The organism is Micrococcaceae bacterium Sec5.1 (assembly GCA_039636795.1).
Taxonomy (GTDB): domain Bacteria; phylum Actinomycetota; class Actinomycetes; order Actinomycetales; family Micrococcaceae; genus Arthrobacter.
This window is the reverse complement of record CP143430.1, coordinates 1,502,769-1,514,949: the sequence shown is the minus strand read 5'-3', so window position 1 is coordinate 1,514,949 and position 12,181 is coordinate 1,502,769. Positions and strand designations below refer to the sequence as shown.

The window sequence follows — 12,181 nt, the reverse complement described above, 5'->3', positions numbered from 1 at the left end:
TGAGCCCTGCGGGGCCGAGGAGGAATGAATGTCCAAGAACGCAACAAGCGCCCCCATTGAAAAAGAGAACAACCTCGGCACAAGCATTGTCCTGTTCGTGGTCATGATCGTGCTCTTCCTGGGCGCTATCTACTCCCTGTCCTTCCTCAGCCTGGATAACCCGTGGCCGATGGCCGTCTGCCTGGGCCTGTTCGCCCTCGCATTCTGGATTCCGCAGACCATCCTTGGCCGCTCGGACTCAGCTGGCGAAAGCTAAACGTTCACGCAGTTTTTCAATGGCCCGGGCTAACGCCTGGGCCATTGCTTTTGGGGCGGGCTTAACTGCTTGAGCTTCGGGAAGGATGCGGGACAAAGTAGGTTTCCGCTTTGATGGGAATTACACCGCTGGGGAACAACCCATTTGCTTGTGTGGAGTACTGCCTGATCCGCGGGTGCTTGGATGACAAGCCTTCTTCCCAAATCCACGGTTGATACCCAAGGCGCGCTAACCCTGCCGTATCCGGCGGCGAGACCAAATCGTAGGGAAAGTCCGAGTAAAGGACCAGGTTTTCAGGGTGGCCCTCCCCGGCCTTGCGGGTGATGAGGTGGTCAACATGGCTACCCACACCTACAGGAACGAAGAGCAGTTCGGCCTTGGTCACGGCCATTAGCTCGGCAACATCGTCCTGGAGTTGCCGGATAAGCGTTTTATCTCCCCGCGCTATTCGTCCGAGCGCGATGTCGAATCTATACGTCGAGTAGCGGTGCGTCAGTTCCGGCAGGAGCTTGTTCCACGCGCCTCTGGCGAGCCGCGGTAACTGGCGACGACGGAACAAGGCATCCACGGCACCCAGATGTATGAGCTGTACGCCCATGGCAGCAAGGACAGCCTTGTCCTCTGCTTTGCGGGCCTCGAATAGTTGGACACCATCCTCAAGCGTGGACTGACGCACGAAAGAGCGGGCGGCCCGGGTGTGCGGTGCAGGGGAGGCTTCCGTGAACACAGTTGCCACGATGATCTCCCGTTCCTGCGCCTGCGCCTCAATAAGCGCACCACAGGACAAAACCGCGTCATCAAGGTGGGGCGACAGGAACAGCCAGGGAGCGTCGCCTGCCAAGGATCGGTCGATTTTTGATTCAATTGCCATGCGGAGGCCCTTCCTGTGGATGAGGCCCGGTTGGAGCTGCTTCAGCAACTGCATTGCGAAAGGATGTGGCCTGCATTTCGGCGAGCCGGTCCCAATTGAAGCCTGAAGCAAACGCCCTGCCTTGGGCTCCCGCCTCCATCAGTCCGTCCTGTGCGTATCTGCGCGTTATCTCAGCAGCAAGGGCATCTACGTCGAACGCCGGAACCAACCAGCCGGCGGCGTCGGGGACAATCTCCCTCAAGCACGGGATATCGAAGGCAATGACCGGAGTTCCAACAGCCAATGACTCGATGGCCACCAACCCAAAGGTCTCCTGCCTGGAGGGAACAACCACAAGCCGCGCATCACTCATTGCCTGGAATTTCTGCTCCCCGGAGAGCCACCCAAGGAGCCGTACCCGGCTGGAAAGGCCCCTCTCTTCAATGACGGCGCGCAGCTTTCCTTCATCAGGGCCAGCACCTGCAATCAGGAGATGGCCATCCACGCGGCCCGCACATTCTTCCCATGCTGCCAGCAGCAAATCGAGACCTTTGCCACCGAACTCCAAACGCCCAATGCATAGGATGTCCTGTCCGGGTTTGGGTTCGGGTTTCCAGGCTGCGGGATCCACACCATTACCGATCACCTCCACACGAACGTGGGGGTTTATGGCCGTCAAGCGGTCAGCGATGCCCTGCGACACTGCGATCATCCGCCGGTAACGCCTAACACCCCACTGTTCCACCCAATGCAAGGGCAACCCATATTCACGTGCTTTCTCTCGCGCATGCAGCCACTGGACCAGGCCAACTGTGGGGCGCTTTGTCCAGAGCGGCGCAGCCATGCTGGAAAACGGCGCGAAAAAGTCCTCCACCACCAGATCAGCGGCTCCGCGACGCCGTCGAACCTCAAAGGGCAGCATCAGCACGTAGCCCAGGAGCCGGGCTAATCTGTTCCGCCCATGGCCTATTCCGATCGGCACGTAGTGAACGCCGTCCTGCACACGTTCAGACCACCCGGGGTATCTGGTGGTCAGGACCGTCATTCGGAAGCCGTTGGCAACCAGCCGACGATCGACCTCGTGTGTCCTCACTGATCCCCCACCGGCGCCGGGCATGCCTGGGTCTTCGAACCCGAGATGTAAAACCCTCATGATCTTTACCGTTCTGTGCCATGGTCTTTGGACGGGAACCCGATATTCGCCGATGCCGCAACGTCCAGATCCGCTTCCCGCACGAACCAGAGCGTCGTATCACCATTGGTGGGTCCCTCGGAAGTGAAAACAGGAGTTGCGTGCTCCTTTAGCCAGGCGAGCATCGTGGGATTCGCGTAGCCGTATCCCTGGCTGATGGGCAGCGACTGGGTCAGGATGTAATTGACGCCATGCTCTTTCATCAAGGGTGCTGATGGCCAGATTCCGAACCTGGCGTCGTCCCTGAATACCAACTCCCCGGTGCTGTTGGTGACGCTGACGCGCGCATCAGCGGGCAGGTTCGCTGTGACCCACTGCCTCGCACTGGCAAAGCCATTGTCCACAGTGAGTGCCGTGCGCATCCCGAGAAGCACGGTCAAGGCAATGAAGCAGATGGACATCGCCGCGAAGGCCCTTCGACCCTTCGGATATCTCTCAATGAGCTCCACCACGGCCAGCACGGAGCACAGGACCCCTGCCACGATGACGCCATACCCATATTGCTCTTCGAAGGTGCCGAAGATGGCGCTGTAGGCGCCCGCGACACCCAGAGCCAGCCCCGCCAGTCCAACAAACCGCCGCCCTGCATGAAGGCTGAAGCACAAGAGGAGGCCCACTACGGGACACAGCGCCAGGAGAATATAACTGGTGCCAAAGTGACCGCTCTGCTCGATCAACCGGGACACGATGCTCGGCGAGCCTTCCGCCGTGAAACCCGTGTTCTTCTCAACCCCGGACATCCGAAGCAGCCCATTGCTTTTGGCCCACACCCAATCCGGCATTTGTCCCCGCAGCGCTACCACCGCGAGGTAAGCGGCATAGGGAATGGCAGCCACCGCCGCCACCACCGCAGCTTTTCGCCAGGGCAGGGTCTGCTTCCACAACACAGCAACCAGCACCGGAACGAAGGTGCAGATGATGAAGAAGTCCTTGCACAGAACTCCGTATCCCAGAAGCAATCCCGCTACAGCCAATCGCAGGAAAGGGACAGCTTCCTTTGCCCGCTTCGGCGTTCGCAGCAATATCAAAAACCCTGCAAGCACAGCCGCCATGGCCGAGGTCTCGAGGAAGGCATGGCTGTTGTTGCGCAGAATGAAAGGCTCGAACGCAAGTAGCACAGCGCAGAGCCACGCGGGCGCGGCACTGGTGAGCCTTTTGACAAGGAGGAACCCCAAACCCACTGTCAGTGCTCCGAGCGCGGCGTTGAGCCATCGCAACTGCAGTACGACATCCACAATTTCACCAGAGACGTTAAACAGCCTGATGATGCCGGCTTCAAGGATGAAATAGCCGGGCGGGTGGAGGAAGAAGGGCCCGTCAGGGAGCGTGGGAAAGTGGCCTGTACTGACAGACTCGCCTAAACGCACGTACAGCAACTCATCCACCCAGAGCTCGAAGCCCCGTTCAAGACCAAGGGCACGAACGCAGAAGGCTCCGGCAACAACGGCGAAGAACGGCATCCAGATGCCCGTGAGTCTCTGAACACGCCGCGCAACTTTGCTCCAGCCGGGCAACAGACCGCGCTGATGTGCCAGTATGGCAGAGCCTGCGCCGGACGCCAGGAGCAGCCACAGCAATGGTTGAAACTGGCTGGCCACGCCCAGCACGACAGCCAGTCCGGCTGGGTAGGCAAACCACCGCCAGGCCACGCCTCCGGGACGCTTGGCGGCGGCAAGAACGGGACGAGCTATAAGGGCCAGAACCACGGATGCCAGCACGGAACCCGCCGCTGAGCCCACTGCCATGCCGGCAACAGCATTCAGACACCAGCCAGCCCACAACCCACCCACCACCAGAAGGCAAGCGATGGCAAGGCCTACCTGGCATCGCCGGTACGCCCTCACCGCGAGAAGGATGGTGGACAGTACCATCAGCATCGCGTAGCCAAGGCCAGCTACTGCCAACCATGGCAGCAGCTCCAGGGAGCCGTGATACTTCTGGGGCACAATCAACCCGGCCAGCGCGTGCGGTGCCGTCGCGATAATGACGAAGGCCACTACCGCCAATTGCCCAAAGGAGGTGAAGGCGGCTCCAAGGACCTTGCGCACGTCCGCGCCTGGGGTGCGTAGCAAAGGGAAAACCACCAAGGCAGTACCGGCCGCCACATACACCGGCCCCTTGGCAATTGACGCCAAAGCTTGGAATCCGGCTGCAGCGGAGGATCCTTCGTCCAGAAATCCAACCAGCACAACATCCAGGCCAACCAGTACCGAAACTACGCACAGCACCGACGCGATCTCGATGGTCTCCGCCCACCGCCATTTGTCCAGAAGCACACGCGGACGCCAATGCAGGTCCCGATAGAAGGAAAGTGGCACGGCAAGTGGAGCTACTGAACCCACAGCAAATCCGAGGACCGCTCCCCCGGCACCCCATGCCAGGAAGATCACCAACACACTGAACCCGAGCCTGAGGACAACTTCGCCGATGTTAATCAGGGCAACCCAAGTGAAACGCAATTCACCCTGCAACCAGCCCGAGGGTGCCGTCACGATGAAGATAGCCAGCGAACCCAGCGCTACAGCTCCTGCCAGCGCTGGAGTGGCAAAGGCCAGAGTCACCATTCCTGTCACTACGGCTGCCGCTGCTCCCGCCAGGCATGACACAAAAACCGAGAAGGCCAGGCCATCCTTGCGTTCCTTGGAGCCTTCAGGATTGACAGCGACTACATGGGACAAGGGAAGAGGTACCAACGCTGATGCGACAATCCCCACGATTCCCATCAGCATCGCGGCCGACGCAAAATGCGTGTAGTCGATGGTCGGCAGCATGTTGGCCATGAGTAAACTGCAGGCGTAACTGACTGCACCCACTACACCGGCCGACATGGCCAGGAAGACGCTATTCTCCCCTACTTTGCTGTTTTCACCTCTTTTGTTTCTCCGTCCCGACAGCCTTTCCACATCACCGGGCTTGGCTTCCTGATCCGTTTGAAGCAGAGTGTCAGCCATGTCCACACTCCTGGCCGATTCCGGCCGTATGCGCCCTACAGGCCATCAACGGCGTGGGCAGGCGAAGCAGCGCTTGCGGGTCCGGCCAGCAGGACGCTTCGTCCGGCCGGTTGCAACTCTGCCGAGTCAACTCCGATCTGCTTCAAAACCGCGAAGGCTTCGAACTCATCGCGGCCTTTCATCAGTACCGAGGCTTGGCCGTCGCCCTCCCACACTTCATCGGTGGGACGCAGTATGGCCCGGAGATCGGTGCCTGGCGGTAGTTCGAAACGAACCAGTGTGGACATATCGGAGCGGGAACTGCGTCCACCGGTGGCTTCCAGGCTTTGCGTCTCTTCAAGGACAACACCAGCCAGAAGCGCCGAACTCCGCTCCCACGTAAAGCAACGTGCCCACTCCTGGCATTGTGCAGAGAACTCCTGCGATGCCTCATGGGCAGCCAACGCCTCCAAGGCGGCAACCATGGCGCTCCCGAATTCCTTGGCTGTATCCACCAACCATCCTGTGCTGCCGTCCACTACGGAATCGCGGATGCCTGGAACACGCAATGCAAGGCAGGGAACGCCCCAAGCCGCTGCCTCGATGACTGAACATCCCCAGCCCTCGGACGCCGACGTGGAAGTAGTAAGCCATGCCCGGTTCAGCAGCCTGTTGCGGACCTCGTTGGGCTGATAGCCGTGGAAAGTCACAACGTGGCTCAGCCCCAGGTCCATCGCGAGTTGCTGAAGGCGGCCCCTTTCGGGCCCATCGCCCACGATTTCCAGGCGCAGATTAGGGATACGGGAGGCTGCAACGGCAATCTGGCCCAGCAGCAAGTCCAGTCGTTTGTGCGGCACCAAGCGGCTGACCACCGTAATGGTGGGCTCAGGCGCCCTGGGCCCAACCTCGGCCGGGACGTCGATGGTGCCATTGGGTACTACGTGTATAGGACCGGAAAACCCGAGCCTGCGAAGTTCCAACCGTGTGGAGGGTGATACGGCAACAATGGCACGCTGGCCATAGACAGCTTTTGCGCCGCGGCTTTCCAGGAAACGACCGAGGGCAGCCAAGGGCGGAGAGAACCTGCTGCTGAATTGCTCTTGGTGAACGTGATGGATCAGTTGAATGATCGGCGTCCTGCCCGGCATGAAGAGCGGCGAGAAGAAGGGGATTCCGTTCTGGCAATCCACCACAGCATCGTAAAGACTGCCCGTTCGCACGAGCTTGAGCGCGGCGTGGGCATAGATTGCCAAGGGACCGCCAGCGCGAAGTATCCGGATGCCGTCGATGACGTCCTCCGCAGCCTGGTTCGCTTCACGTCCGGTAAACCACGTGACTTCAGCCCCGGCCTCTATCCACCTGCGGGAAATCTCGTGCATATATTGCTCGGCGCCCCCGGCCTGGGAATGGCCGACGTCGCGCCAGTTCAGGATAAGTAGCTGCTTTCCAGCAAGATGTGTCGGCGACATTGGGAAAGCACTGGTCATAGGATCGATTTCTCTAGTTGAAGCACGGAGGCAAAACTGGCGATTCCGTCGTGGAATGGCCGGAAGGTTGACGATTCTCCGTCAGTCCAGGCGACAGGCAGTTCGATGATTCGGGCCCCTTGGTGTTGCAGCCTCAGAAGCAGCTCCACGTCAAAGGCGAATCCCGTCGCGCGGCATTGGACCATGGCAGCCGTCAGCGAGGACCGCTCAAAAAATTTGAAGCCGCACTGGGTATCGAAGATGCCCTTCACTTTGGACTTAGTTAGTGCGCGGAAAGCAGTACCGCCGACGCGGCGTCCCAGTTGTTGCGGACGGACCAGGGTGGAACCCGGCGCGTGGCGCGAGGCAATAACTGCTGCAGCACCCTCTTCGAGGTGGGACATGGCAGCAGTCAGCGTATCCAAGGGTGTGGCCAGATCGGCATCAAAGAATCCGGTGAAACGTGACGTACCGCTGAGGAGGCCCCGGCGGACAGCTGCCCCCTTGCCGCGACGGGAACACCCGATCACGGAAATCGGGACGGTGCTCCCGGTCTCACGGCTTCCTGTCTCGCGCGAAATACGGCGGACTACAGCCCCGGTCTCGTCAACGCTGCCGTTATCCACCACCACGATTCGAGACGACCAGGGCTGACTTGCCAGGAAATCGACGGCTTGCAGCAGGGTATTGGGAATCCGTCCGGCCTCATTGTAGGCCGGAATTATGACTTCAAGATCAACCAGGGAGCGACGCAGAGAATCCACATGTCGCAGTGCCCGAAGGCCTCCCCTGCTGCCGATGTGCATACTGCGTGAGTGGAGCACAGCCATCTGAACCTCCGTATACGTGAAAACGCAAAAGTTCGTTTTCTCGTAAAGGGAGTGGGCACAGGCCGCGAGACATGACGCCAACTTGGCATCCCGATCAAGGGGCCTGGATCACACCGCCGAATGCCGCAAGCACTCCGGGCCAATGTTGCTGGGCCAGAGCCCAACCCGCTGCCCCCATTCCCACCATGGCGTATCCACTGACGGGTATCAGGACCAGCCACTCCCGCCGGGAGCCTGCCTTGCCCAGCAAGGGAATGGAGAAAGCACCGTTGGCCCGCCAGATGCCACTGATCAGCGATTTCCGCAGGAATTTAGGGGGCTTGATCACGATGGGCCACAGCAAAGGCACACCGCCGACCGTAATCATGTCCCCCACAATGTGGACCACGACGCCCGTCAGCATTGACAGCGGCAACCAACCCCATTGATCCGGTGCAAACCAGGTCACCAGGCCAGCCATCAGCACAGCGAACAGCCAGTTGGTGATCCAGCCGGACTTCGGAAACAGGTTCAAAGCCTTAGCTGCCAGGTTGATCATGAACATACACAGCAAACCAGCGCCAACAGAGAGCTTCCCTGCCGGTGTGATCATCTGAAATTGAGCTGCCATGGCTGCCAGCACTACAAAGGCCGAGGCTCCCAACAGCGAGTGTGTGCCTTGCCGGTGCCCTCCGCTGGCTTTCTCGATTCCCACTGCAATGACATTCGAAAGCGGCGGCAGCGAATTCGCAATGGTGCTGTGCCGGTGGTCCCAGTCGCACACCAAGGCGGTGCCCGCCGTCGCCATGGCTCCGATCAGGATGCCGGTGGAGTCCAGCGGATACCAGCCCAAGGCGTAGGGGCCGGTCGAGGCAATGGCAATCCACGCCGCGGCTCCCGACGCGGCGTGGTGTCCTCCCATCATTCGCTTAGCCTGCCTTTACGGGTACATCTGAGAAGATCGCTTCGATCACGTTGTTGGCCCACTGGAGGATCTCGGCGTCCTGCAGATCACGGCCACCGATCCTGGCTGTTTTGGGCTTGGGGATCAGCACAGCATCCAACGCAGGCTTGACCTGGGAACCCGGGTACATGCGGTTCAGCCGCATGGTTTTGGACTCGGGCAATTGCGCCGGCGAGAAGCGGATGAAGTTGCCTTGGAGCGCGACGTCGGACAGGCCGGCCTCGCGGGCCCCCACCCGGAAGCGCGCAACGGCGATGAGGTTCTGCGCGGGCAGCGGCGGCTCACCGTAGCGGTCCACGAGTTCGGCGAGGACCTCATCAATGGCCTCGGTGGTCACCGCCGCGGCCAGCTTCCGGTAGGCCTCCAGGCGCAACCTCTCACCCGGCACATAATCATGCGGCAAGTGGGCGTTGACGGGCAGCTCGATCTTCATCTCGGCTGCCTTTTCCTCGGCCTCGCCGCGGTACTCGGCAACAGCCTCGCCCACGAGCCGGATATAAAGGTCGAAGCCCACTCCCTGGATATGGCCGGATTGCTCCCCGCCCAGCAGGTTGCCCGCACCACGGATTTCGAGGTCCTTCATGGCCAACTGCATGCCGGCGCCGAGCTCGTTGTGTGCCGCCACAGCCTTGAGCCGCTCCAGGGCGACCTCGCCCAGCGGCTTTTCCGACGGATAGAGGAAGTAGGCGTAGGCACGTTCACGGCCACGACCAACACGGCCACGGAGCTGGTGGAGTTGCGAAAGTCCGTACTTGTCGGCGCCGTCCACAATCAGGGTGTTGGCGTTGGAGATGTCCAGCCCGGTTTCAATGATGGTGGTGCAGACCAGGACGTCGAACCGTTTCTCCCAGAAGTCCACAATGATCTTCTCAAGGCGGCTCTCGGACATCTGGCCGTGCGCCACTTCCACCCTGGCCTCGGGGACCAGCTCGCGGATCTGTGCGGCAATTCGTTCAATCGAGGACACGCGGTTATGCACGAAGAACACCTGCCCTTCGCGCATCAGCTCACGACGAATGGCCGCTGACGTCTGCTTGTTGGTGAACGGACCCACATAGGTGAGTACCGGGTGGCGTTCCTCCGGCGGGGTTGCCAGCGTGGACGTCTCGCGGATACCCGTCAGGGACATTTCCAAGGTTCGCGGAATCGGCGTGGCACTCATGGCCAGCACGTCCACGTTGGTGCGCATCTTCTTCAGTGCTTCCTTGTGTTCCACACCGAAGCGCTGCTCTTCATCCACGATCACCAACCCCAGGTCCTTGAACTCAAAGTCCTTGGACAGCAGCCGGTGCGTACCGATCACAACATCGACGGCGCCGCTCTTGACGCCGTCGGCGGTTTCTTTTGCTTCCTTGCCGCTTTGGAACCGCGAAAGGGGTTTCACCCGCAGCGGGAATCCGGAGAAACGCTCGGTGAAAGTTTCGTAGTGCTGCTGGGCCAACAGCGTGGTGGGCACCAGGACTGCCACCTGCTTGCCGTCCTGGACAGCTTTGAAAGCGGCGCGGACTGCGATCTCGGTTTTGCCGTAGCCAACGTCGCCGGAAACGAGCCGGTCCATGGGGATTTCCCGCTCCATGTCCGCCTTGACCTCGTTGATGGTGGTCAGCTGGTCGGGGGTCTCCACATACGGGAAAGCTTCCTCGAGCTCGCGCTGCCACGGAGTGTCCGGGGCGAAGGCGTGTCCGCGGGAGGCCATCCGGGCCGAGTACAGCCGGATGAGCTCTCCGGCGATCTCCTTGACGGCCTTGCGGGCCTTGGACTTGGTGCTGGCCCAGTCAGCGCCGCCCATCTTGCTCAAGGCAGGGGCGTCCCCGCCGACGTAGCGCGTGACCTGATCCAGCTGGTCCGTGGGGACAAACAAACGGTCCCCCGGAGCACCGCGCTTGGATGCTGCGTACTCCAGCACCAAGTATTCACGCAGCCCCGCATCAGAGGACGACGTTCCGGTCACCTTGCGCTGAATGAGCTCCACGAACCGCCCGATTCCGTGCTGCTCATGAACCACAAAGTCACCTGCGTGCAATTGCAAGGGGTCCACTGCATTCCGCCGCTTGGACGGCATGCGCCGCATGTCCTTGGTGGAACTGGCGGTGGCGCGGCCCAGCAGGTCAGCTTCGGTCAACAGGCCCAGTTTGAGGCCGTCCAGGACAAAACCACGCCCGACGGCGGCAGTGGTCACCTCGATGATGCCCGGCTGCGGATCCTTATCCAGCGAGTCCACTCGTGCACAGGGGATGTCGGCATCGTGGAACAGCTCAACCAGGCGCTGTGCCGGCCCCGGGCCGTCCGTAACAACCACAAGGCGCCACTGCTCGCGGACACGTGAGCCGATGAAGTCCAGCATTTCCGCGACCTCGCCCTGGTAACCGCGCGGCTCCCGGGCATGCAGGTTGAGGACGTCGATGTCCAACACCAGGTCCTCGTCCGTTGCGAGCGAAGTGATGGACCACCAGGACACTCCGTGTTCCAAGGCGGCGGATCGGGTGTCTGTCAGAGAACGGAAGCTCGCGGCGTGCAAGTCAGTGGATGCCTGGGAGGACAGATCCAGTGGCGCGGAACCGCCGTCGGACGCCGTTGACCAAGCAGCTTCCAGGAACTCTTCGTTGGTAGCAGCGAGGTCGTGCGCGCGGGTGCGAACCTTTTCCGGTTCGATGACCACGCTCAAGGACCCGGCCGGAAGCTGGTCCACGAACGGGACCATGGCATCCACCAGGACCGGAGCCAAGGACTCCATACCTTCAACGGCGATCCCACCGGCGATCTTCTCCAGCATGTCAGCCGCCGCCGGCATATCGGCTTTGAGCTTGGCAGCGCGGGACATGACGGAGGGCGTGATCAGGATTTCACGGCACGGCGGGGCGTGCAGTTCCGTGGGGTGGTGGATCCCGGGAGCGGACAGCGAACGCTGGTCGGCCACAGCGAACCAGCGCATTTGGTCAACTTCATCGCCGAAGAACTCCACACGGATGGGATGGTCCTCCGTGGGAGGGAAAACATCCAGGATGCCGCCGCGAACCGCGAATTCACCTCGGTGCGTCACCATGTCAACCCGGGCATAGGCGGCGTCGGAGAGGGCCCGGACAACATCGGTGAACGAGCGTTCCTGCCCTACCTGCAGCGTTACGGGAACGAGGTCGCCCAAACCGGCAACAATCGGCTGGACCACGGCGCGAACCGGAGTAACCACCACACGCAAGGGTGCCGCCGTCGAGGTTTCAGGGTGGGTCAGGCGGCGCAGGACGGAGAGCCTGCGACCTACGGTGTCCGAACGCGGCGAGAGCCGCTCGTGCGGGAGGGTTTCCCAACTGGGGAAAGTAGCCACCGAGTCCGCGGGGAGATAGGAGGCGAGTGCCGCTGTCAGGTCCTCGGCCTCACGCCCGGTGGCGGTGACTGCCAGCACAACAGGGGCGTTCGCGGCGTCGGCTCCTTGGGCAGCAAGGCCATCGGCCATTTCTGCAAGGAGAACTGCCCGCATACCGGTAGGGGCGCTGATCTGGTAGTCGGTGCTCCGGGCCGAAAAGGCCCGCTGAGCCTCAGTTCGGACGCGCGCAAAAGTCTTGTCCTCCGCCAGTGCGCGGCGCAGACCGTTGAGGCTCATGGCTGAAACTCCTAGGGTGGGTCCAAGGGCAGGCAACACAAATGCCCGGAAATTCGAACGAATGCCGGGTCATTCCAGCCTACCCCTCCCTCAGGGCCCGTTGATGGCTGGGACAT

The 12,181-nt window shown here is 61.3% G+C and carries 8 protein-coding genes; 1 reads left to right on the top strand and 7 read right to left on the bottom strand.

Annotated features, from left to right (window positions below; translation table 11 throughout):
• Positions 1 to 28: 28 nt before the first annotated feature.
• Positions 29 to 256: a hypothetical protein gene (locus VUN82_07090; GenBank protein XAS73591.1), complete on the top strand. Its 228-nt coding sequence runs from the start codon at positions 29 to 31 to the stop codon at positions 254 to 256.
• Between the two features lie 61 nt (positions 257 to 317).
• On the opposite strand, the gene VUN82_07085 is transcribed toward VUN82_07090, so the two are convergent.
• The 7 genes from VUN82_07085 to mfd all read right to left on the bottom strand — a co-directional run bounded on the left by VUN82_07085 (position 318) and on the right by mfd (position 12,065).
• Positions 318 to 1,127: a PIG-L family deacetylase gene (locus tag VUN82_07085; GenBank protein ID XAS73590.1), complete on the bottom strand. Its 810-nt coding sequence runs from the start codon at positions 1,125 to 1,127 to the stop codon at positions 318 to 320.
• Positions 1,117 to 2,259: a glycosyltransferase family 4 protein gene (locus VUN82_07080; protein XAS73589.1), complete on the bottom strand. Its 1,143-nt coding sequence runs from the start codon at positions 2,257 to 2,259 to the stop codon at positions 1,117 to 1,119. The genes VUN82_07085 and VUN82_07080 overlap by 11 nt, the downstream gene beginning before the upstream one ends.
• 5 nt (positions 2,260 to 2,264) lie before the next feature.
• A complete protein-coding gene (locus VUN82_07075) occupies positions 2,265 to 5,249 on the bottom strand; it encodes a hypothetical protein (GenBank protein XAS73588.1) in 2,985 nt (994 codons plus the stop codon).
• Positions 5,250 to 5,284: 35 nt separating this feature from the next.
• Complete coding sequence (locus tag VUN82_07070; protein ID XAS73587.1) at positions 5,285 to 6,715, bottom strand: glycosyltransferase family 4 protein; 1,431 nt, start codon at positions 6,713 to 6,715, stop codon at positions 5,285 to 5,287.
• Positions 6,712 to 7,524: a glycosyltransferase gene (locus tag VUN82_07065; GenBank protein ID XAS73586.1), complete on the bottom strand. Its 813-nt coding sequence runs from the start codon at positions 7,522 to 7,524 to the stop codon at positions 6,712 to 6,714. Before VUN82_07065 ends, VUN82_07070 begins: the two co-directional genes overlap by 4 nt.
• 94 nt (positions 7,525 to 7,618) lie before the next feature.
• Positions 7,619 to 8,428 (bottom strand): metal-dependent hydrolase, encoded by an 810-nt coding sequence (locus tag VUN82_07060; GenBank protein ID XAS73585.1) that lies wholly within the window; start codon positions 8,426 to 8,428, stop codon positions 7,619 to 7,621.
• Positions 8,429 to 8,432: 4 nt separating this feature from the next.
• Positions 8,433 to 12,065: a transcription-repair coupling factor gene (mfd, locus tag VUN82_07055; protein ID XAS73584.1), complete on the bottom strand. Its 3,633-nt coding sequence runs from the start codon at positions 12,063 to 12,065 to the stop codon at positions 8,433 to 8,435.
• Positions 12,066 to 12,181 lie beyond the last annotated feature (116 nt).